The organism is Mesorhizobium sp. B2-1-8 (genome assembly GCF_006442545.2).
GTDB lineage: Bacteria > Pseudomonadota > Alphaproteobacteria > Rhizobiales > Rhizobiaceae > Mesorhizobium.
Window position 1 is genome coordinate 2,134,830 of sequence record NZ_CP083952.1, and the last position, 23,267, is coordinate 2,158,096.

Consider the following 23,267-nt stretch of genomic DNA (forward strand, 5'->3'; position numbering starts at 1 on the left):
TATGCCTTGACCGCTCAATTGTTGGGCTGGTCTGTCTGAGGGCGGGAAAAGCAAAACGTAGCGGGGATTCTCAGATGGTGAACACACCTCTTGCTGAGCGCGTGTGCGAAGCCATGCTTCATAATGCTGGCCTCTTTTTAAGGAAGGCGGTCGAAGAGATCGTCGGGCACGACGATACATCCGACGCGGCTTTCGACGTTGATCGTGCCACGCTCGTAACCGTACTCATCCAGATGGGTGTCGAGCTCGTGTCGACAGCCATAGTACTCAGGACGGAGGGCCTGGCCAGCATTGTCAAGCCGAAGGATCTGCCGGTGAGCACGGCCGATGCTGAGGCGCGATGGGCCGCTGGAACGATAAAGACGTTGACGTTTGAGGAGATTAAACTGAAGGCGGCAAAGTATTTCGGCGATGAAGGCTTCTGGGATATCATTGGCCAGCTCCAGCACAGCCGGAACAAGCTCATGCACTTCCATGCACCTTTGGACACAGGCGATCGATTCGACTTGAAGTACGACGCTACCCGTGTCCTTGTGCAGGTCGTCTTGGCGTTGCTTCGGACGGATGAATACGACTTCGCATACGTCGCCGAGGCGCTCATGGGCGGGGAACTGTACCAGCGCCTGCTATCATTCGGGCCCTATCGGGATAGAATCGCGGCGCAGGCACGTGAGATGGAGCGGCTGCCGTTGAGGTGCCCGATGTGTTCCATCCGCACCTACCTGCCGAATGGCGAGGCCTGTATAGGCTGCGGGTGGTCGGGCGTGCTCCGCTTGCTGACCTGCCCGAGTTGCGATGAGCGCTCCGTTATCTACGACCATTTGAACCTCCCGCTGAATTCGTGGCTAAACGCGGTGTGCGGCAACTGCGAATGGGAAGGTGGAGTGTCTCACTGTCACGAGTGCGATTTCGACTACACAACGGAGAAATACACCAGACTGGAGTGCCCGTGGATCGATGACCATGACCAGCGGAAAGTGGGGAAGCACTAGGACAAGTGCGGATATGTCCGACTCGCCGGCCCCCTTGGAAGTTTATCGCAGTTTCTGCCTGGCGCCTCCCGCCGAACTGCGCGTCCAGGCAGCGCCGACGCAAGGCTGAAATCCTCAACGTCAACTCGGGGCCAAGCGGAGCGATGCAGCCTTGAAGCCAGTGCCTCATGTCCAGCGGGTGCCTTAATTGCCGGCGCCGGCCACTATGATACCTTGAACAAAGTCGAATATCGGACGGAAGACCTCAAAATATTCGCCGTCGAGCGTTGGGACCACTCGCGATGCAAACCGCGTCTTCTTTCCCTTAAACCGGGTGCAGCCACCTGGGCGCGTCGGGTCCACTTCAAAATGGGCGTCCAATCCCGGAACGTCTTTGAACAACAGCTCAATGCTAAGCCGCGCTTCCGATTTGTAGTGCTGCCCCGTCGCAGGGTTTATCACTTGGTCGCGAATGGAGAGCCCGGCCGGCACTGGCAAGAGCATCGAGTACCCCTCGCAATTGTATCGTTTTCGCGTCAGACACCTTTCTGGATCAAGCTCTATATCCACACCTTGGATATTCCAGGAGTTATAAGCGTCGTCGAAATCGAAGAGCCCAAAAAACGACCTATCGGGATGTTCGTCATAAAGAGTCTGATCGGACAACAGCACACGGAGAAAACTGGCGCTAAAGGCGCTCTGTATTTCGAAGGGGGCGGCTAGACCCGGGTTTAGCTTTGCCCAAGCGGCTTCCAAAATGATCTCGTCTGACACACCCTCCGTAAAGAGCACAGGGCCGGTTACATTTTTGAGATTGTGCTTTATGTTCAAGCGCGCTTCGCTCTCCGAGAACGTAATCAGCCCAGCGGATAGGGACTTGATAATCTCTGCCTTGGTTCGCTGGACAACCTCGGTTTTCTCGCCGCTGAACTCAAATTTGCGGATGTGGCTTTCAACCTTCGCGGCCACTGTTGAGGCGCTATGGGTTGTCATTAGTATGTGGTTTGTGCGGGTGCCTTCTTCAGAAATAGCGTGTGTCTGGCCCAGAAAATCCGACTGCCATTCGGGATGAAGAAAGGCATCGGGTTCATCTAGGAGTGTAATGCAGTTGCGGCTCTTAAAGAGTTCGGAGATTGCAAACAGGTAGACCGATTGAAATTGGCCATCGCTAAACGCCCGAGAGGAAACTTCGGCATTCGCCGCCAGCCGGAGTGGGATCGAGATATCTTCGATCATTCCCAAAGCGCGCAGAACATTAAAAAGGCAGAAAACTTCGTCTGGAGATACGGTTGAGAAGGTCTCTCGAAACTTCGAAATATCGATCTCGATGCGATAGGTATCGCTGTCCCGGCTATAAAGCGAGCCGGGTGTAAAATCTCCGATGATGCAGTCCATCAATTGGTCAAGAAATTGACGCGCGATGCCCTTGATCCCCCAGAAAATTTCCTCGTCGTTGAACGGGTCATAGGCTCTGGTCTTAGAGGCGGTGCTCGGGCGACGAAGTTTCAGCCATGTTGTTCCACCAGCCACCTCTATCCCAAGTTTTTCGCAGAGAAATCTACGCGCCTTTGAAGCCGTTGGAAGCATGAGCATTAAAGCGACGAGCAACGTCTTATAGTCTGGACCGATCCCAATAAATCGCGGACTTTCCGCCACCATCGCCCTTTTTACATTGCGTCGGTAACTTTCGCGATAACGACGGATCAAGCTCGCCACCGTGTCGTTCTGACCCGAGTAGTAGACAATTATGTTGGAAGGAAGTGCCACCTTTCCGATCTGTTTGCGTCGAGTCCCATTGATCGAAAGTCGGCCTTCACGCCAAGAGATAGCGGTTTCGTTTCCGGCGATATCCCAAGCGATCGCGTAGTCAAAACCCGGACCAGGGTTGCCGGTCTTGAAACCGTAGATATGGTCAAAAATCTCAATGAGCGCTTCAAGAAAGTTCGACTTTCCAGAGCCGTTGCTTCCGACGAAAATATTGATAAAGCCGTTGCCCTCAAATCTGAGTTCAAAGTCCTTAAGAGTTTTATAGTTGCTTATGAAGACTGATCTTAATCGCATGGCACGTCAGGCTACCGCATTGGCTACGATAGCGTCGGCGAACTGGACCGAAGTCTCATCTATCTGGCCCAAACGCGATTTCAGCGCATCGCACAGATTCATTAGTTTCTCTATTTTGGCGATAATGCGTTTCTGTTCACTGAGGGGCGGGAGGGGAACTGGAAGACGCTCGGTTTTGGCCTTTCCCAGAGTTGGCACGCCGGTATTCTGGTTCATCTCGTTTGTCAGCCAATCCACTGTCTGCTGACGGCGCAGGAACCAAAGAAGATATTTTGGATCTACCCCAGCCATAGGCTTAATCACGAAAAGGGTGTGGCTGAAGGTGTAACGATCAATTGGTGGCAGAAACCTGGGCAACCCCAAACGCCCTTTTCGAGCAAAGATGATGTCACCGTCGGCAAATGCGCAAATCTCTTGCTGAAATTGCCAGAAAGCCTCCGTGGTGAGCTTCGCGGTTGAATAATTCCAATCGTCTTCACCGGAGAATTCCTGCGTAGATAAAAGGGGAACCGTGCCACCATCGTAGTCGGGGTAGCGATGACTTGGATTGGGATCAGTAACGACGGAGAGTTGGCCAAGGGGCACGAGTTTCCAAGTTTCCGGGTAGGTGTAGTTCTCAGCGTCTCTTGCCAAGAAAGTTGGTACCTTGGCTCCGCGGATACCACGCTCTGATACCTGTCGCGTCCAATCGACCTTGATCCGCTTCAGCAACTCCGATGCCGGTTCATCTTTCGGATTTTGCGGCACCAGCCTGCCCATCACAGCCAATTGCAAAATGGTTTGCTTTAGCTGGTCAACGCTGTCTTCGGTGGCAAACAGAGTATCAAAATGGGCTTCGATCCGCGCCCAATTGTCAACCAGTTCGGTGGCGTCGCGGCTTGCCGTTAGCGTCGCCAGCAGTTCCGTCACCATCAGCTGATGCGCTTCGATGGTCGCATAGGTCCCGGCTTGCAGCCGGTCACACACCGCCATCAACTCTTCGACCTTCGCAACGATGCGGTGTTGTTCAGAAAGCGGCGGAAGCGGAAAAGGAACTGCGGCAACTATCTTGCCCGACACCTCCTTGAAAGTCGTGGACGGTGCGCGCTCGTTAATTTCATGGGCAAAGGCTCGTAAGGCCAATGCAATGTATTGTGACGAATCTGAAATGTACGGAACAACGGATTTGAACCCCTGGTTTGTCGCTATCGGATTTGAAGCTATGGCCACATATCCAATCGGTGCACGACTGGTGAACAACACCGTTTCCTTCGGCAACACGGTCGCAGATGACTTCGAGAGGCCCTTTTCCGACAGATCGCGCGATCCACGTGTGATGTACAGATCCGTATAACCACCTAGATCTGCTGGCGTTATCCAAGGAAATCCGCTGCCAGGTTCGGCAAAGTTCTCGGGATCAATTGCGGAAGGGGTCCCGCCCCCCACGATTGCCCCAACAGCATCGAGCCGGACCCACATCCAGCTTTCAGGTATTGAGAATGGCGCCTCAACGGCATCCCCATCCGTGAAGTCCCTCGGTTGCTTCACCCGATTTTCGGCGACAAGCCTCTTTTTGGCAGTCTTTATCCGCTTGATCAGTTCCGACGCGGGTTCATCCTCCGGATACTGCTGCACCAGTTTGCCCCGCACTGCCAGGTCCAAAATCAGACCCCGTAATTTTCCGACGCCATAGAGGCTGAATTTCTTCGAGCGGCCGCGCCCGGCGGAGGACCTCCGTGCGATGGCCGATGTCCAGAGATCGAGATGGTCGGTTAGGAAGGTGTCGAAGCTCGTCATTGCGGTCACCGTGCCAGTGCTTCGGCAAGAATCGCTTTCAGCTGATTGCGGATCGACTGGATAGCTTGCTGGGTTTCCTGGTAGTTCTCCAAGAGGTGCGCCGGATCATGGTCGACGATTTCGGCCTGGTGCGGGTTCTTGCGATCCAGATTGTAATTGCTGGCGGAGATGTCGGCGGCCTCAACCTTCCACGCCTTTTCGGTCACCTTCCGGCTCTTGAAGCCTTCCGCTTCGCTGCCCCACCATTCGCGTTCGGCTCGGAATTCCTCGAACTGCATCGGCTTCGTCTTGTTGTAGCTGGTCACGCCGTCCGGATAGGGATGCTCGTAGAACCACACATTCTGGGTTGGCACGCCCTTGGTGAAAAACAGGATATTGGTCTTGATGCCTGTATATGGAGCAAAGACGCCGTTCGGCAGACGGACGATCGTGTGGAGATTGCACAACTCCAGCAGCTCTTTCTTCAGGGTCGATTTAGTTCCCTCGCCAAACAGGAAACCGTCGGGCAATACGACCGCAGCGCGGCCATGGGCGCGCAGCAGCCGAATGATCAGCGCCATGAACAAGTCAGCGGTCTCGCGGGTACGCAGATGCGCCGGGAAATTGTTCTCTATCCCGTCTTCTTCCATGCCGCCAAAGGGCGGGTTGGTGGCGATCACATGCACGCGGTCGCGATCGCCATAGTCGCGATAGGGTTTTGCCAGGGTATTGCCATGGGTAACGCCGCTCGGAGTGTCAATGCCGTGCAGGATCATGTTGGTAATGCACAGCATATGTGGCAGCGCCTTCTTCTCGACGCCGCGAATTGTGTCTCTCAAGGTCTCTTCGTCAGCCGCCGAATGCACGTACTTGCGTTTGTGGTCGATGGCGCAGGACAGAAATCCGCCTGTGCCGCAGGCGGGATCGAAGACGATCTCTTGCAGTTGCGGATCAAGCCGATCGATGATGAAGCGGGTGACGGCGCGCGGCGTGTAGAACTCGCCGGCATTGCCCGCGCTTTGCAGATCCTTCAACACCTGCTCGTAGATGGCGCCGAAGGTATGGCGGTCCTCGCTGTTGTTGAAATCGATCTCGTTGATCTTATTGATCACCTGGCGCATTAGCGTGCCGGACTTCATATAGTTGTAGGCATCCTCGAAGACATCGCGCAGCAGCTGCGCGCGCCGCCCCGCCTCGCCCTGGGCGGTCGGATCCGTCTTCAACTTAGGGAAGAGTTGCAGGTTGACGAAATCGGCCAGCGCGTCGCCGGTAATGCCCTCGCTGTTGGCCGCCCAATTGCGCCAGCGCAGATGATCGGGGATCGCCGACTTAAAATCGTCCTCGACTAGTTCCAGCTCGCTTTCGCGATCGTCATAGATCTTCAGAAAAAACATCCACACCAGCTGGCCGATGCGCTGGGCATCGCCATCGACGCCGACATCCTTGCGCATGATGTCCTGGATCGATTTGATAACGCCGGAAATATTGCTCATTCACCTGCTGCCTGTTGATAGATTTCGTCTTCGAGTTCGCGAAGCGCGCGCTCATAATTCTGCTTGCCGCCAAAGGCGCCGTTGATGATCTCCAACGGGGTGCCGATCTCGTTGAATGGCGTCAACCGCAACACCTTGGCTTCCTCGATCGTGGTGATACCCTCATCGGCATATTTGTCGAGCAGGGCCGACAGAACTGCGCGCGCCTTTTCGCCGTATTTGCCGAAATAGTTGCGCTTCTGGACCTTTTCGGCCCTCTCGCGGCGGGTGAGGGGCGGCTGGCCATATGCGATGTGGCAGAGCAGATCGAAATCCCCGATATCTCGGCCCACGTCCTCTGCGAGGTTGGAGAGAACAATGCCATATTCCTCCAATTCATCGATGATCGCCTTCTTGCGGTCGCTGGCATGCCATTTGCGTACAAAATCGTCGAGCGAAGCGTATTCGGCGGTGATTTGCTTACGGGCGAAGTCGCGATAGGATTCGGTGATCAGATAGCCATCGGGACCGATGTATTCGACCCGCTCGGCAATAATTCGGGCATCGACGCCGCTGATACGGATTTTGGTAGCGCCAGGCGGATCCTCCGGCCCACTAGGGCCTTCGCCCTCATTGCCGGGCTCGGGATCCGGATCCGGCGGTACCGGGTCGTCCTCTGGGCCGGGCTCGTATATCACTACCGGTTCGCCGTCGAAATCCGGATCGCGAAACAGCTCGGTCGCCTTCTTGAAGTCCATGATGGTGTAAAAATATTTATTGTTGTCTTCGTCAATGCGGCTGCCACGGCCGATGATCTGCTTGAACATGGTCATTGAGTTAATCGTCCGATCGAGCACGATCAGCTTGCAGGTCTTGGTATCGACGCCGGTGCTTAACAGCTGCGAGGTCGTGGCAATCACCGGATAGGGCTCTTCCGGATCGATAAATCGATCGAGTTCCGACTTACCTTCGACGCTGTCGCCGGTGATTCGCATGACATATTTGGAATTGTCACGCGCCAGATCGCCCGCCGCATTGACGACCGCCTTACGCATTCTTTCGGCGTGGTCGATGTCCTCACAAAATATGATGGTCTTGGCCATCGGGTCGGTTGCCCGAAGCAGTTTCACAACCCGTTCAGCGACCAGCTTAGTACGCCGGTTCAGGATCAGGACCCTGTCCATGTCCTTCTGATTGTATTCGCGCTCCTCGACAGCACTGCCGAGATCGTCGACCATGCCAGGCGGCGGTGTCCAACCTTCGATATCGCGGTCGATATCGATGCGGATGACCTTATAGGGCGCTAGGAACCCGTCCTCGATGCCCTGCTTCAGGCTGTATTTATACACCGGCTCGCCGAAGTAAGTGATGTTGGAGACATACTCCGTCTCCATCGGCGTTGCCGTCATGCCGAGGTGAATGGCGCCGCTGAAATAGTCGAGAATTTCGCGCCAAGCGGAATCCTCCGCAGCACTGCCGCGATGGCATTCGTCGATGACGATTAGATCGAAAAAATCGCGCGAAACGGATTTGAAAATCTTGTCGGATTCATAAGGCCCAGTCAGCGCCTGATAGAGTCCCAAATGGATTTCATAGGCCGGATCGATCTTCCGGTTCTTCACCTTGGTCATTGATGCGCCGAAGGGCGCGAAATCGTTGACCAGCGTCTGATCAACTAGGATATTGCGATCGGCGAGAAACAGAATCCTCTTGGCAGTGCCTGCCTTCCAGAGCCGCCAAATGATCTGGAAAGTCGTGTAAGTCTTGCCAGTACCTGTGGCCATTACTAGCAGTACACGCTTCTGGCCCTTGGCGATCGCTTCAACACTGAGGTTGATGGCATCGACTTGGTAATAGCGCGGATCCTTGCCGTTGGCCTCTCTGTGATAGGGCTGTTCGACCAGGGCGATCTCGTCGGCCTTGATGTCGTGAAATGTCCGGTAGCGACGCCAGAGCTCGTCAGGGGTTGGAAAGTGTTCGAGCGCCAATTCGATCTCGATATCGCTCCCGGAGGGTGCCGTCTTGTCGTGACTGGCAAACCCGTCTCCGTTAGAGCTGAAAGCGCAGGGCAGTTTCAAAATGCCGGCATACTCCAGCGCCTGCTGTAATCCGTGACTAATTGCAAAGCCATTACTCTTCGCCTCGAGGATTGCCACAGGGAGAGAGGGCTTCCACGACAGGACATAGTCGGCGAATTTCTTCTTGCTCTTGTTGCGCGAAGAGACGTTCCCGCGCACGATCACTGGCCCCGGCGTCAGCGTCACCTCCCGACGGATCTGTGTCATCGGGTCCCAACGAGCGGCCTTCAGGGCTGGCGTGATGAATAGATCGCAGATATCGATTTCGCTGAGCTGCAGCTTATCTTTCTTGTCCAACGGAATGCCCCCCAGGTCCCTCGGGCATGCCACCGATCAGGCCCCTAAGCCGATCCGACATGTCCAGTTATTCCAGCACATGTAAACGACACAAGCCATGGTCTTGCCCAGCAACTTGGCTGATGAAATCAGCTCTGCCAGCCGTCGAACAATCTATGCGGAGACGCTGGATTGGGCAAAGCGCAACCAACCCCTAAGCTCTGCGCCGCATTACTGTTCGTTGCAAAATTGCAGCGATGTCCCTTTCGCGCCGCATAGCATCTGCCCAATTCCAGCGTATCCTGCTGCAGCGCATGTGAGCACATGGTGGCGCCTGACACCTCGACCGGCCACCATTTTAGGAACCAGCGTCGGCACGGCGGCCGAAAATCCTGAGGCAAGAGACTGCCATCTCAAGACGAAACTCGTCATGGCTTCCCGTGCCGTTATTGCATTCCTGCCAGTAGCCGGGGCCGATCGCACTTATACTTATTGATGCCGCCAACGTGGCGTTCGAGGCTGTCCTTGGGCGGATTGAACCCGACAACGAGGCGCTAACCAGAAGCCTTTGGAACGCTGGTGACTACGTCGACAATCAGCTTTTTGGGATCTGATCACCCCCGAAAAGTTGCCAATGCCACGACGTGGTTGCGTACCTCATCGACGTATTCTTGGTGCATCATGTCATTGGATTGGCAACCGAAGCGGACAGAGAGGCTGCCGCATCTCGGTCTTAAGCCTCGCCGACCGCAGCAGGCTCTGATTACCGCGGCGTTTTAGGGGCAGCGCGATCAATGTCGTGACCTTTGCCGCCACTTCTTCGAGGGGGGCGGTAAGGCGGTTTATTGCGAGGCGGTTGCCGCAAGTTCAGGCCCGTAACGGGTGACGAGATATTCCTGGTTCTGGCTGAGAGACTGACGATGCTTGGCGGTTTTCGCGCGGAGGCGCAGGCCGGCTTCCAGCACGTGTTCTGTTCGCGCCGACAGGTCGTGCTGCATCTGATCTAATTGCGATTGTGCCCACAGGGGAGCAAAAGCGCGGTCAGATAGAGTTCGATCGCATGAATCGCCGACAATCTGCACGGCGCGCGTGTCAACGCTTTGCCGGGTCGGCCTTGTTGAAGGAGCAGGTTTGCCGCCTTGCGATACTCTTCCGCCAGCTGGTGAAGCTGCTGCGGAGATGCAAGCTCACCGGGATATTTACGTTCTTCGATCGTCATTTGCGCGATCCGAACATGCTAAGGTACAACCTTTGTAGACTAATATCATGGCTTCGCGCATCTCTTCAATTCGCTATTCCGTATCGCTCCTTGTTTGTCCGCAGCCGGGCTGTCGGTCAGAAAGGCGTTACCGACTTACTACAGCGACGGCTCGTTGAGATGAGTTAAAATCTGACCAGACCGCACTGGATCAATCCTGTCTGCCTCTGCGAGCGCCCAACGTTGCCAAGCTTCCAGCACCGACGGATCGATATCAGCCGAACCTTCATCGATCGCGCGACGGACGCGCTCCACAAGCGCGCGAATGTCTTCAGCCTGACGCAGCAGCTCGCCGCTGTTCCGCAGATTTTGCAGGCGCTTTTGATTGAGTTGAACCAGCCATTCCTGGCGCTGTTTCTCCTTTTCGATCCGCTCCCGCTCTGCACGCTCCTCGGCTTCCCGCAGGCTAAGGCGAAACTTTCGCTCGCCAGCCACGATGATCGCAGCCGCGATCTCAGCGATCTTTGACTCAAGCCTGGCGTCACCGTCGTCCTGCCAAGAAACTGTACTCTCGCGGTCGAACCCCGGATTGATCCGTAGGGCAAGCGGGGTTGAAGCTGGCAGGTCCGGCGCCGGTCGCAGATACCCCTGCTGACGCACGGTGCGGTGGCTACCGACTATTCCAATTTCCAAACCGACATGTGTGTCGCCGATAGCTGCTCCCGCGTGAATTTCTCCATCGCGCTCGTAGGCACCACCGTCGTGGCCGCGCTTGCTGAGCGCCAAAAACAAGGCGTTGAAGATTCTCAATCGTCGCTTGCTTAGTGGATTGTCGAACTTGGGTTCGTCAAAGGTCCACTCGCGTTCTGCATTTTTGTCGCGCCGGCGCTGCTCCTGCTTGAGTATTTGAACGAGCCCTTTGTGAGGCCTGTCCAACGTGTGTGGGACGGAAGCTTTGCCAATCGCTTGCAATTCCTGTACGTGGAGTTCATCGAGGTCTTCTGGAACCAGAGCGGATGCAAATGGCCCGTTGGATGCAAGAGGGGCTGCAATCGACAGGACCTTTTTGAAGCGCGCGTCGACACTTGCTCGGCCTATTTCGCCAGGGCGCCGCTGTGGCGCCTTCGGTAGTGCTGGCACCTTCTTTCCTGCACGTATTTTGTTCCAATAGCCTTGCGGCGGCGACGCAACTCCACATCGCGTCAGCAGCTTCTTCAGCCCGACGTCGGACAGTTCGAGCTTCGCCGCCAAGTCCCGCATCGGCGCAGACCATGCGAACGCAATCAGATCGTCAGGCAACACAAGAATGTCGTTCTGCCACACGTCGCCTTACCTCCATTTTGTTCAACGAGGCTGCTTTTGGCACGGCCTTCGCAGTGTAGATATGACAGGCCGGCAGTGCCATCGAAGGTCAAATTCACCAACTCCAACGTGCCCTCGATCGCGCCAGGGATGCGCCTACATCGTCAAGGCGGCTGCAGATTGGCCGCGGCCGAAGCAGCGCTCTCGGTGAGCATCGGCGGGACGCTCTAGAAGCGATCTGCTCCCTTTCGTAGTTCCTCGCGCAGCAGGGGGCAGCCGGACATAACCGCGTGACAAAGCGAGGTTTGGTGCTGTCGAGCGAGGGTCACGGAATACGACCGAAGTAAGCGTCCGGACGCTGCACATCGGGTCAGATCTTGACAGGAATCCTGGATTTGGCGGCTCGGGGAAGCAGCACGTCGACGCGGTTCGCTACTCTTTAGGAGGCTCCGATTTCGCGATCACTGCCTCTGCTCGCTCTATCGCTGCTTGGAGCTCATCGCTCTGCCATGAATCGGCGGAATGGCCATCGTCGAACGACCGGTCGTGGGTCTCTCTCGCGCGTGACGTGAGTTCACGAAGCGCGGCAATGGCCTCGGCAAGCAGTTCAGCATCTGCCCCGCCTCGGGAAGACTGTGTCATCTCTTCATCCTCGTCATATTGCAATTATGGGCCATCGAGCACGATCGTTACAACATACGACGATCGCTATTGGCCTTTGTTCAAGCTTTGCCAATTGGCGAGAGCCTGGTTTTGCTCAGGTGGCGTCGGCCGACCCTTTGGGTGTCCAGTTCCACGGCAGGAGTTCGTCGAGGCGGTTGACTGGGTGTCCATCGACCATGCGGGTGAGCACATCGCGCAGCCAGGCGCAGGGCTCGACGTCATTGAGCTTGCAGGTTTCGATCAGCGAACACAGCACCGCCCACCGATGACCACCGCCGTCGCTGCCCGCGAAGAGGTGGTTCTTGCGGCCGAGACTGACCGGACGGATCGCGCGCTCGACCGGGTTGGTGTCGAGCTCGATGCGACCGTCGTGCAGGAAGCGGGTCAGGCCGTCCCAGCGCGAGAGCGCGTAGCGGACCGCTACGGCGAGTGTGCTTCGTCCCGACAACAGTGGAAGCTGCGCTTCGAGCCAGACCCGCATGGCGTCGACAATTGGTTTCGAACGGCTGCGCCGAGATGCAAACCGATGCGCCGGCGACTGACCGCGAACGTCGGCTTCGACGGCATAGAGTTCGCCGATCCGGCGCAAAGCTTCGATCGCGATCGGTGCGTTGGTGGCCTGCGCCACGTCGTAGAACTTGCGCCGGGTGTGCGCCCAACAGGCAGCAAGAACGATGTCTCCCTTGACGGTGAGCTGCTCGAAGCCGGCATAGCCATCGACATGGAGCACGCCCTTGAAGTGCTCGAGATGCGAGGCTGGACGTTCGGCCTTGCGGTCCGGCGCGAACAGATAGACCGCAGCCGGCGGCCCCGGTCCGCCCCATGGCCGCTGCTCACGGGCGTATACCCACAGCCTGCCGGTCTTGGTGCGGCCGCGGCCCGGATCAAGCACCGGAACCGGCGTGTCGTCGGCAAACAGATGATTGGAAGCGAACACGCTTTTGGCAAGCCGCTCATGCAGGGCTTCGAGCCACCAGCAGGCGCCGCCAACCCATCCGGCGAGTGTCGAACGCGGAAGATCGACACCACTGCGTGCGAAGATCTGCGACTGCCGATAGAGCGGGGTATGGTCGCAATATTTGGCTGTCAGCACCTGCGCCAGCAGCGCCGGCGTTGCCATGCCGCCGGCGATCAGCCGCTCCGGAGCTGGCACTTGCACGACCGTCTCGCAGGTCCGGCAGGCATATTTTGGTCGCGTTGTCCTGATCACACGAAGCTGCGCTGGCACCCAGTCCAGCATCTCGCTCACGCTCTCGCCGATGGGATGCAGCGCGCCGCCGCAGCCCGTGCAGACTGTGCTGCCGACATCGAGCAGGACGTCCTCGCGCGGCAGATGATCGGGCAGCGACTTGCGATGGGATTGCCGCTCGGCCGACAGCTTGCCTGCGAACGGACGGCTCTCCCGGATGCGAGCAACATCGGCATCGAGCTCTTCCAGCGCGAGCGCGAGCTGGTCGGGATCAAGCTGCTCGGAACTGCGGCCGAACTGCGCTCGCTGGAGCTTTTTGATGATCGACTGAAGCCGCTCGATCTCGCCGTCGCGGCTCTCGACCGCAGCCGCCATGTCGCGCACGAGACGCTGCAAAAGCTGCGGGTCGGAAGGCAGATTCGCGAGATCGATCAACATGACCGAATCTATCACAAACAGCCCAGGAACCCAAGGATTCCGGGCCTTTTTGGGACTATCGGCGAGCCGATTTCAGCCGGCCAGGGCTGGCCTCCAGACACGCTCGGGAGCGCGCCAGTCGATGCCTTCGATCAGCATTGCAAGCTGCGCCGGCGTCAGCGTGATCGAACCATCATAGCTCGCCATCACCGGCCACGCGAAGCTGCCCTGATCAAGCCGCTTGGTGAACAGGCACAGGCCGTTTCCGTCCCAGAACAGGATCTTCAGCATCGACGCCTTCTTACCCCGGAAGGCAAAAAGATGGCCCGAGAACGGGTCCTGCTTCAGCGCTTGCTGCACCAGCATGGCGAGCCCGTCGAGACCCTTCCTCATATCGGTGTAGCCCAGCGCCAGATGCACTTTCACGCCCGCGGGAACGATCATTATGTTCCTGTTCCTTCGCTTTCAAGATGCTCGCGAACTGCATCCGGATCGCTTCCGGTAGCGGCGAAGACGCGGCGGCCGTCAGGCAGATCAATCGCCGTCATTCCATCAGGCGGCTGTACCAGGCTCTGCAGAAGGCGCACCGCCGCGGTGTCATCGCCCATCGCCACAGCCGCCAGCTTCGCGCGCTTCTTCTGCGCTACGCCGAACTGCGCGCGCCAACGGAACAACAGCCCCGTGACGATTCCGTGCTTTCGCGCGACCTGCGAGACGCTGACACCTGGCCGATCGCTCTCCAGCGCAATGGCGTGCTTTTCCTCATCGCTGAAGAAGCGTCGGGCAGGTTGCCGGGGCGTGCCCGGATCATCGTTCGACGCGGCCGTCAAGCTCGATTCCGGCGGCGTTCCGTTAGCACTAGTGCTAACGGCCGGGCGGGCGGAGGGATGAAGATGCGCCCGCCAGTCGATTTCGACCTCACCCTCATCCAGTCGGTCACGCCATATGCGCAAGCTCGTCGGCGAAAGATGCAGCGCCGCGGCATATTCGCGAACACCCATGCCGCTCCAGTTCATCGCCTCGACATGCATCGCCCAGTACGCCTGGACAGCACGGTTGCGCACATCCGTGGTCACCGAAAAGCGCAGCCGAGCGCGCTTTTTCTGCCGCTTCGCTCGCTCTTCCAGGCGCTTCTGACGGCGCAATTCTGCCTGATATTCCGCATGCTTACGAGCCGCCTCGTTGCCCGCGAAGTACTTCAGCCAACGATCGAGCGTGTCCTTCGTCAGGCGATGCACGCGGCAATACTCGGTCCGCGTCATACCGCTGCGCTGCCACGCCTCGACGTGAACCACCCACCAGGATTGCCGCGCCTTGTTCTCGAAATGTCTCAAATTCACCGGAGATCCTCCATGCTACGAAGGAGCCCGACATATGGCGCGAATGCACTACTCAATCTGGGTGCAGGGACCGGACGCTTACCGACCGAAGACCGATGGCAAGATAAAAGGGCGCACATTGTGCGGCCGTCGGTCGATTGTTTTTGCTAGTATTTTTAGCGTCCTCGGCACATTGTGAGCCTTTGTCGCAAAGTGCGCTTCAATGTTAAGCAATTGTGTTGGCTCAACAATTTACAATGTGCTTCTCAATCGGCGATTGCGATTGTCCACGGATATTTGGAAGTGGTTCCGCACCGCCGTGAGACTAGCCCTAGATGGCTGCCGTGTTGTCATGAGGGCAGCCTACGCCCTTGTCGACAAGGCATCTTTGAACGGCAGTCTGCGACGTCGAGTGCCCAAAGTGCGAACGTTGGACCGGTTACTATGAATGGACACGCCGGCGCCACGCTGTCTTAAAAGCTACCCAAACCGCTGATAGGCGGATGACGAGCGATGTGCATCACCAGCCGCTGCTGGCAGTGCGATATCGACCGCGATCGAACTGAGAACTTTTCGCCGTGCAACTGACACGCCTTGAGCTTTACAATCGAGTCTGTGAGACGCCTCTCAGCAAAATCGCTCCAGAGTTCGGAATTTCCGGCACGGTGCTGGCATCGATATGTAAGCGGCATCAGGTTCGCTATCCTGGGTCGGGATATTGGACGCGTAAATTGCTCGGGCTCCCGGTAGACTTGCCGCCACTGCCGGAGGCACCGGACGAACTGATCGAGCTAACGTCGTCGACCCCAAAGCCTCGACGAAAGAGAACCGTCAAGGAAGGCTCTGTTCGCCAGCCAAGGCCTGCCATGAAACCGCAACGTCCGGCGCGCCATCCACTGCTCTTCGGCGTTGAAGAGCACATGCGAAAAACACGCGACGTAAAAGAGGGCGAGTTCCTCAGGCGCGCGGGATGGGCGTGTGGGGTGAGGTAGAGATCACGAGTCGGGCGTCGCGCTCGCATTGAGGGTGGTTCGGCAGCGGCAGAGCATCACGGGCTTCTTCAACAAGGAGCCTGACCATGACCCACCCCGCTCTCGATGCACCGATCAGCCCACTGCGCCAGCCTATGTGACCGAGCAAAAATATTGGTGGGATAAGCCTAGATGGCCTTAGGCTTCTATTTACAAATTTCCGTGTCGCTCTAAAGAATGCGCGTCTATTTTCTCTAGGGGGGAATATGCCGCTAGTTACCCGAAAGTGTTTTGTCTCCTATCATCACGATAACCAAGACGAGGTCAGCGCGTTCGTTCGTACATTCCACCACGAGCAGGGCGCATTTACGGGTAGAGGGCTGGGATTGGTCGAGGGGATGGCGGCCGATATCGTAGATAGCAACGACACCGACTATGTAATGCGGCGAATTCGTGAGGTGTATCTACGGGGATCGTCGGTCACGCTTGTGATGCTGGGGAATTGCACTTGGTCGCGCAGATATGTGGATTGGGAAATCCAAGCCTCCCTTCGCCAAGATAGAAATATTGTGCCGAACGGACTGCTGGCTATAAAACTGCCAAGCTTTCGCGAGGGCACTTCGTTTCCTGATCGTCTCGAAGCTAACCTCCTCGGAAGGGATGAGTGTTTTGCTCGGTGGATTAGCTACCCCACGAACACCGACCAGCTCGTTGCCCACATTGAGGCCGCCTATCAGCGCCGCTCCACTCACGCCCAGTATATAGTGAACTCTCGCGACCGGTACTCCTACAACCGCAACTGCACGCGGTGGATATGAACGTTCAAGTTCCTACTCCGCCCGCGGCACAGCCCACGAGCCCACTACTAACGCTGCTCTGGGATCAGGCTAATTGGTCACTGACGCTCACCGCTAGCGCCTATTTGCTCATCATTGTCGCGCTATTCGGGATTCTGTTGGCTGCGTGGCGCCTGTACACGGGTGGGCTGAGTTTTAAGAATTTTGAGATCGACCAGGCTGAAATCGGAGTTGGCACAGGCCGGTTTCGCTTCAAGCCTAACATTACTGATAAGCAAGTCGCATACGCCGTGTGGGTCGAACTCAGCACGAGAAAGATCGGGCTTCCAATCGATTTCGACAATGACATTGTCTCGGAGATATACGACTCCTGGTTCAATTTCTTCACGGTTACCCGCGAACTCATCAAGAGCATTCCTGCGAATCAGGTGAAGCGCTCAAGCACGCAAGCAATCATAAAACTCTCAATTGAAGTCCTGAACGGGGGGCTCCGACCCCATTTGACCCAGTGGCAGGCGAGATTTCGCCATTGGTACGATCGCGAACTGAAAAAGTACGACGAGGGAAAAGGGCCAGAGGTGCTTGATCCTCAGGCGATACAGGAGAAATTCCCAAAATTTGCTGACCTTAAGAAGGACATGGAGCGCGTCAACCAGTCTCTCATTCGCTATCGCTCGAAGATGCATGAACTTGTGTTGAAGGATTGAACTATGGCGCTCTACACCGAAGATTTCTTCCGTACATTGGGGCGGCCAAAGGCGATTTCGAAGACCGCTTCAGTTGAATTGGCCGAAGAAATCGCAGCGACGAACAATGTCAATTCCTTTGACGTTTTCCTATCTCACTCCATCAAAGACAAGCAGGTTATCTTGGGGGTCAAACGTTTTTTGGAGCGGCAAGACTTGGTCGTTTATGTGGACTGGATTGTAGACAACGATTTGGAGAGGACGAAGGTTAATTCAGATACCGCTGAAAAGCTGCGGGTACGAATGAGGCAGTCAAAGTCGCTTCTTTATGCACATTCGAATAATTCACCTGGCTCAAAATGGATGCCGTGGGAGTTGGGCTTCTTTGATGGATCGAATGGGCACATCGCTATTTTGCCGATCGGAAAATCGGCAGATGAATCCTTTACGGGTCAAGAGTTTGTTGGCCTATATCCTTCGTTAGAAAATCTTTCCGCAGCGAGTTTGTTTTTGTATCGCGGATCCGCCCCGGAGAGATATCTAGCTCATCCTCCAAATCCCACGGTAACGAGCGTCAGAGAATTCAAAAGCTGGCTTAAAGCATCGATCGGCTAACCGCCCGACGTTGGCTACCAAAACTAAGGAGAGAAAAATGGTCAAGAAGCCTGAGAAGAAGACGATATTCCGTGACTCTGAATCGGGAAGAATTACGACCGAAGAGTATGCAAAGAAGCATCCGAGGACGACAGAGAAGGAAAGGGTGACGGTGGTGCCACCCAAGAAAAAGAAATAGAATTTGTATTCTCTATCGGCGGCCTACCGCACGCCGACCCGAATTCACGTTCTGCCGCTTGGTCGCCGGCAACGCCCGCTTTTAGGCGATCGCAAAGTAGACCTGGATGGCCGGTACCAGGCTCGAAGCAGCCGCTCGCTCGCTCCGGCGCCGCCTCAATGGCTCGCGCGGCCTCCGCCAAGATAGTCGCCGGTGAACTATCCGCAAGGCTTTGATCTGGTTTCCTAATCGGTGAGGAATGCGGGAATAGCGTTGCAACATTTGCGGTGTCTGGTGGCCGTTTTCTTGCAATTCGATTTGACGATTCCCTTGTGCGCCGATGCGTGATTCACTCGTTTTGGCGGGCGAATCGAGGGGACGGCGAATGTCCAGGCCACGCGAGAAGCGCGAGACGGGAGAGCAGGACCTGTTCCGCTCCAGGCTCGATCAGATCATCAACATGAAGCACGAGTTGGTGCGGCTGGCGCAGGCGATCGACTGGCCGGTGCTGGAGGAGCGTTTCGGCGCGGTCTATTCGGACGGTCCTGGCATGCCGCCCTTGCCGACGCGACTGATGGCGGGCCTTGCGATCCTGAAGCACACTTTCGACTTGTCGGACGAGGAGCTGTGCGCCCGCTGGGTGGAGAACCCCTACTTCCAGTATCTGTGCGGTGAAGAGTTCTTCCGCCACGAGCTCTCCTTCGAGCGCTCATCGATGACGCGCTGGCGCCAGCGCATGGGCGAGGAGCCGATCACGGCGCTCCTGCAAGAAAGCCTGGCGGTGGCGGTCAAGAGCGGAGCGATGAAGCCGGCCGATACGCGCCGGGTGATCGTCGACACGACCGTGCAGCCGAAGAACGTGATGTTCCCCACCGACGCCAAGCTCGTCAATCGGGCGCGCGAGCGAGCGGCTGGTGCGGCTGGCGAAGAAGGCGGGGCTCGATTTGCGCCAGACCTACGTGCGGGTCGGCAAGCTGGCGCTGATCAAGCACCAGCGCTACGCGCACGCCAAGCAGTTCAAACGGGCCAACAAGGCGCTGCGCAAGCTCAAGACCTATCTCGGCCGCACCATTCGCGACATCTCCCGCCGGATCACCGGCCAAACGGACCTCGAGGCGAGCTTCAAGTGGCCGCTCTACCAGGCCTCGGCGGTTCTGGAGCAACGTCAGCGCCAGCGCGGCCGCAAAATCTACAGCCTGCACGCCCATGAGGTCGAGTGCATCGGCAAGGGCAAGGCGCATGCCCCTTACGAGTTCGGCGTCAAGGTCTCGATCGCCACGACGCTCGAACGCTCGAAGGGCGGCCAGTTCGCCCTGCACGCTAAGGCACTGCCCGGCAATCCCTATGACGGCCATACGCTCGCGACCGTTATCCCCGACATGGAAAAGACCATCGGCAACGAAATCGGCCGCATCCTCGCCGACGCCGGATATCGCGGCCACAACGCACCTGAAAGCCACAAGCTCAGGGTCTTCACCGCCGGCCAGAAGCGCCGCGTCACACCTGCCATCAAGCGTCAGATGCGCAGGCGATCGGCAGTCGAACCCGTCATCGGCCACATCAAGGCCGAGCACCGCATGGGCCGCAACTACCTCGCCGGCGAACAGGGCGACGCCATCAACGCCATCCTCGCCGCCGCCGGCTACAACTTCTCGCTCCTGATCAAATGGTTCAGGCTGCTTTTGTGGCTTCTCATCACAGCACTCCAAAGCCGCCCCAGATCCAGCGCAGCCTGACCCACTTCATTGTTCACGGACGACAAGATAGCTTGACGAGTTCCAACTGACTTACTCCTAACGCCTAAGCAAGTTCTTACAGAGCGATCACCGTGGGGTTCCGCCAGCCGCATTCGAGGCAGCTCCGGCGGCGCCGGATTACCAAACGCGCTGCTGAGCTCTATCCGCCGTTTAATCGACGGGAAAGCCTTACGCCTGGGCCGCCGCCATTCTCGGCAATGAACTCAATGCCTGCGGCTTCCAACGCGCTGCGGATCGCTTTTCGATTAGCTAAGGTAGTTGGCGGAATGCCGTCATCGGCCTCGGCACGTCTTACAGTCGCCACGCCCACGCTAGCAGCTTCGGCCAGATCCTTCGCGCTCCAACGAACCAATGCGCGCGCGGCTCGCATTTGAGTGCCGGTGATATCTTTCGTATCATGTGATTGCAAAGCGATCTCGGATCTGTTAATCGGTAACGGTAGACTGGCCGCTTCAGCCGCTTGCAACGACCCAAGTCCTTGCTGATATCGGCTGTTGCACGAATATGGCCGGGCAACGTGCGCTTGCACGCAACCCGGCTTCACCACAGCCAAGCTGTTGGGAGCTCGGATCCATGGCTGATTCCGACAATACCATGACTTTGCCCTTCGTCGCGCGCAAGACGGGTGCTGTAAGATCGGCGAGTGCGATCGACGAATCGCCAGCAGAAACGGAAATTCGGAGCGAGTCCGACCCATCAGCCGATCCTGCTGTGGCGGCTGCGAAAATGCCGACTATTCTCGCCGCAAGCCACAACGAGCCAGAATTGCATCCGGCAGCCCTACGCGATCCCGCACTTCTGCTCGTGAGCGATTGGCGAAGGGCTCGGTACATCTCGATGCTGCTATGCCGTGTGCAGCAGCGGCTGGAGAGCCAAGTCATGGTCAATCCCGGAATTCAGGGATTGACCACAGATTTACGGACCCGAGTTCAAAACCAAACGGTGCGGGCTCTTGGTGATCCACATGAGTATGCGGTTGCGCGGGAGGCCGAAGTCTTTGCGATGACCGAAGCACTGAAGCTTCAAGATTCTATCCCCGAAGTCGCGGCTACGTCGCTCATCGGCGTCATCGCTAAATTAGAAATGGTCGTCGGTGCTGATCGAGATATCGGCGACCCGACCGACTTCCCGTGGCCGCACATAGCTTCGGTACTGCGAGACTTAAAGGCCATCGCGGGAGGTTTGCCGGTTGGTCGCCGGAGCCGGGAAAGGACGCGGAGCGATGTTGCCAAGCATTGGGAGTCCGCAGTCAAGCTGGTCGCGGCGCTGAAAGCGGAAGGTTAGGTGGAGTACCGTGGCGATGAAGCGGTCTTGTGACCCTCACCACTTGTCGCCTGCAACCCGACCTTGACGATTGAGGCGAAACCGCATGGCGCAAGTCATTGCACGCCGTGACCCTACGATATGAACTGCGCGCTTTTCTTCGCCGTCCGGTGAGCTCTGATGGCGGGTCGATCCACCATTGGGAGAGCGACCGCGATGGCAGAGGAAACTCGGACCGGGCGACAGGCTTTGGCTCCGGCGAACGACAACGGCGACCTCGTTAGCCCCGAGGTTTGCCCCGAACTTCTGGCGTCGGCCAAGCTGGATCGGCTGGTGCTGGATATCGCACGGTTGGTCGGTCGGCAACTGGCGCGGGAGGCATTCGAGGCGGGCCAGGCGGCCAACGACAATCGGCCGGGCCGCCGAGAGGGAGAGGGCAGGGGGCCTGATGACAACCCTCTTGGGAACAGCAGAGAGGATCTGCCGCCATGACCCGTGTCGCAAACAAACGAAGTGGAATGGTCCATGACTCGCGTTGCGCTGTACGCTCGCTATTCGTCCGACAACCAACGCGAAGCGTCCATCGAGGACCAACTGCGCCTTTGCCGAGAACACTCATTTAAAGAGAGGTGGACTGTCGTTGGGACCTATACCGATGCTGCCATATCTGGTTCTAGCATCGTCCGTCGACCAGACATTCAGCGGCTCCTGAATGATGCTCAGAGCGGACAGTTTGAGATCGTTCTTGCCGAGGCGCTTGATCGCCTCTCACGCGACCAGGAGGACGTGGCTGGTCTCTTCAAACGGCTGCGCTTCGCAGGCGTCAAGCTCGTCACCTTGTCCGAGGGAGCAGTCGACGAACTGCATGTCGGCCTCAAGGGAACGATGAACGCGCTATTCCTGCGTGATCTCGCGGTTAAGATCAGGCGCGGCCAGAGCGGACGAATATTGAACGGCTATGCGGCTGGTGGCCTTTCCTATGGCTATCGCGTCCTCAAAAAGCTCGACAAACACGGCGAACCGATCCGCGGCCTGCGCGAGATCGATGAGATTCAAGCGCAGGTCGTGCGTAGAATCTTTCAGGAGTTTGCGGTTGGTCGATCAGCGCGTGCAATAGCTGCTGACCTTAACAAAGAATGCATCCCATCGCCCTTTGGTGGCGCTTGGGGCGCCTCGACGATCAATGGAAATCTGAAGCGAAGAAGTGGCTTCCTGTACAACGAAATCTATATCGGTCTGCTTGTTTTCAACCGTATCAAGATGGTCAAAGATCCAGAGACGGGGAAGCGCATCTCGCGACCGAACCCGCCCGAAGCGTGGCAGGTCATGGAGGTGTCGCATCTGCGCATCGTGGACGATGCGTTGTGGGAAGCAGCCCAAGCTCGCAAGAAGCTATATGGGGGTGCGAAACTCCATCATCGCCGACGGCCGAAACATATGTTCTCAGGGCTTGTGCGCTGCGGCTGCTGTGGCGCTTCCTATACGGTGAAGAATCAAGACCAACTGGCCTGTGCCGCGCATCGTGAGAAAGGCACCTGCGTCAACAGCAGGACGATCCGTGTTGGCGACCTCGAAAAGCGTGTGCTTGCTGGCGTCCAGCGGCGATTGCTGGCGCCAGATGCCATTGCGGGCTTCCTTGCCGAATATCACGCCGAGCAAAAGCGGCTGAATGCGATGAACCGCCAACGGAATAAGGAAGCTGAGAAGCGGCTCATCGGCATCGACAGGCAGATCGCCAATATCGTCGATGCCATTGCCGACGGTGTCTCGACGGCCAGCATGAGATCGAAGTTGCTAGACCTCGAGAGCGAGAAGGAAAGTCTAGCGCGAGAGCTTCAGGCCATGGCAGCCGCTGAAAGCATCGTGGAGTTTCACCCGGCGGCGGTCGAGGCTTATCGCCGGAAGGTGTCAGAACTTCAGCAAGTGCTACAATCAGACGAAAGCGAGCGTCATGAGGCAGCAAGGATTGTCCGCTCACTGGTTGCGAGGATCGATGTCATTCCGACGGAGGGTAGGGGGCGGGTTGAGCTCAAGGTTCACGGTGCGTTGGCGGAGCTCCTCAATCTGGCAAACCGCAATCCAGGAGAGGCGCCCAACGCTGTATTGATGGTAGCGGGAGAGCGCTACCGCCTTTCCCCCCACTCACCAAACCATCAGTTCCGGCTTCGCTGCTGAGAAAAAGCAGCATGGCTGTGCGACGGTGGATGTCGATATGTTCTTAACCGTCAGCATTTCGAGTGAAGTAGGGTCCCTGTGGCGACTGTCGATGTGTCGGGCTTGAAGCCAGGACATTGACTATACCCCCGATAGGCATGCGCTC

The 23,267-nt window shown here is 57.3% G+C and carries 18 protein-coding genes and 1 pseudogene; 8 read left to right on the plus strand and 11 right to left on the minus strand.

What is annotated here, in order from left to right:
- Positions 1–74 precede the first annotated feature (74 nt).
- The gene (locus FJ970_RS10420; RefSeq protein ID WP_140765692.1) at positions 75–992 is read left to right on the plus strand and encodes a hypothetical protein; all 918 of its coding nucleotides are present in this window, start codon (positions 75–77) and stop codon (positions 990–992) included.
- Positions 993–1,175: 183 nt separating this feature from the next.
- Here FJ970_RS10420 and FJ970_RS10425 read toward each other — a convergent pair whose 3' ends face one another.
- From FJ970_RS10425 to tnpA, 10 genes are all read right to left on the minus strand, one after another.
- Entirely contained in the window at positions 1,176–3,032 is a 1,857-nt protein-coding gene (locus FJ970_RS10425) for an AAA family ATPase (protein ID WP_140765694.1), read from the minus strand.
- Positions 3,033–3,038: 6 nt separating this feature from the next.
- Complete coding sequence (locus FJ970_RS10430) at positions 3,039–4,808, minus strand: restriction endonuclease subunit S (RefSeq protein WP_140765696.1); 1,770 nt, start codon at positions 4,806–4,808, stop codon at positions 3,039–3,041.
- Between the two features lie 5 nt (positions 4,809–4,813).
- The gene (locus FJ970_RS10435) at positions 4,814–6,280 is read right to left on the minus strand and encodes a type I restriction-modification system subunit M (RefSeq protein WP_140765698.1); all 1,467 of its coding nucleotides are present in this window, start codon (positions 6,278–6,280) and stop codon (positions 4,814–4,816) included.
- Positions 6,277–8,634: an EcoAI/FtnUII family type I restriction enzme subunit R gene (gene hsdR, locus FJ970_RS10440; RefSeq protein WP_140765700.1), complete on the minus strand. Its 2,358-nt coding sequence runs from the start codon at positions 8,632–8,634 to the stop codon at positions 6,277–6,279. The genes FJ970_RS10435 and hsdR overlap by 4 nt, the downstream gene beginning before the upstream one ends.
- A gap of 821 nt (positions 8,635–9,455) precedes the next feature.
- Positions 9,456–9,611 (minus strand): hypothetical protein, encoded by a 156-nt coding sequence (locus tag FJ970_RS10445; protein ID WP_181178845.1) that lies wholly within the window; start codon positions 9,609–9,611, stop codon positions 9,456–9,458.
- Positions 9,612–9,616: 5 nt separating this feature from the next.
- Positions 9,617–9,832, minus strand: a complete 216-nt coding sequence (locus FJ970_RS10450; protein ID WP_181178846.1) for a hypothetical protein — start codon at positions 9,830–9,832, stop codon at positions 9,617–9,619.
- A 138-nt stretch (positions 9,833–9,970) separates the two neighbouring features.
- The gene (locus FJ970_RS10455) at positions 9,971–11,134 is read right to left on the minus strand and encodes a hypothetical protein (protein ID WP_140765702.1); all 1,164 of its coding nucleotides are present in this window, start codon (positions 11,132–11,134) and stop codon (positions 9,971–9,973) included.
- 736 nt (positions 11,135–11,870) lie between these two features.
- Complete coding sequence (tnpC, locus tag FJ970_RS10460) at positions 11,871–13,403, minus strand: IS66 family transposase (protein ID WP_140765927.1); 1,533 nt, start codon at positions 13,401–13,403, stop codon at positions 11,871–11,873.
- Positions 13,404–13,475: 72 nt separating this feature from the next.
- Positions 13,476–13,826 (minus strand): IS66 family insertion sequence element accessory protein TnpB, encoded by a 351-nt coding sequence (tnpB, locus tag FJ970_RS10465; RefSeq protein ID WP_210243092.1) that lies wholly within the window; start codon positions 13,824–13,826, stop codon positions 13,476–13,478.
- Positions 13,826–14,722, minus strand: a complete 897-nt coding sequence (gene tnpA, locus FJ970_RS10470; RefSeq protein WP_227792079.1) for an IS66-like element accessory protein TnpA — start codon at positions 14,720–14,722, stop codon at positions 13,826–13,828. The genes tnpB and tnpA overlap by 1 nt, the downstream gene beginning before the upstream one ends.
- A 1,216-nt stretch (positions 14,723–15,938) precedes the next feature.
- Between tnpA and FJ970_RS33875 the strand changes: the two genes are divergently transcribed.
- The 5 genes and pseudogenes from FJ970_RS33875 (at position 15,939) to FJ970_RS10495 (ending at position 19,663) form a co-directional block, all read left to right on the plus strand.
- Positions 15,939–16,490, plus strand: coding sequence for a TIR domain-containing protein (locus FJ970_RS33875; protein ID WP_140765917.1), 552 nt, complete (start codon positions 15,939–15,941; stop codon positions 16,488–16,490).
- Entirely contained in the window at positions 16,487–17,176 is a 690-nt protein-coding gene (locus FJ970_RS10480; RefSeq protein ID WP_210243090.1) for a hypothetical protein, read from the plus strand. Before FJ970_RS33875 ends, FJ970_RS10480 begins: the two co-directional genes overlap by 4 nt.
- Before the next feature lie 3 nt (positions 17,177–17,179).
- Positions 17,180–17,770, plus strand: coding sequence for a toll/interleukin-1 receptor domain-containing protein (locus tag FJ970_RS10485; RefSeq protein ID WP_140765919.1), 591 nt, complete (start codon positions 17,180–17,182; stop codon positions 17,768–17,770).
- A gap of 37 nt (positions 17,771–17,807) precedes the next feature.
- Positions 17,808–17,948: a multidrug transporter gene (locus tag FJ970_RS10490; protein WP_140765921.1), complete on the plus strand. Its 141-nt coding sequence runs from the start codon at positions 17,808–17,810 to the stop codon at positions 17,946–17,948.
- A 364-nt stretch (positions 17,949–18,312) separates the two neighbouring features.
- Positions 18,313–19,663: pseudogene (locus FJ970_RS10495) on the plus strand (IS5 family transposase).
- Between the two features lie 160 nt (positions 19,664–19,823).
- On the opposite strand, the gene FJ970_RS10500 reads toward FJ970_RS10495, so the two are convergent.
- Complete coding sequence (locus FJ970_RS10500; protein ID WP_140758597.1) at positions 19,824–20,054, minus strand: transcriptional regulator; 231 nt, start codon at positions 20,052–20,054, stop codon at positions 19,824–19,826.
- 203 nt (positions 20,055–20,257) lie between these two features.
- Here FJ970_RS10500 and FJ970_RS10505 point away from each other — a divergent pair, with 203 nt between their 5' ends.
- Both FJ970_RS10505 and FJ970_RS10510 read left to right on the plus strand, forming a co-directional pair.
- On the plus strand, positions 20,258–20,968 hold the full coding sequence (locus FJ970_RS10505) for a hypothetical protein (RefSeq protein ID WP_227792080.1): 711 nt from the start codon (positions 20,258–20,260) through the stop codon (positions 20,966–20,968).
- Between the two features lie 504 nt (positions 20,969–21,472).
- Positions 21,473–23,122, plus strand: a complete 1,650-nt coding sequence (locus FJ970_RS10510; RefSeq protein WP_140758583.1) for a recombinase family protein — start codon at positions 21,473–21,475, stop codon at positions 23,120–23,122.
- Positions 23,123–23,267: the final 145 nt, after the last annotated feature.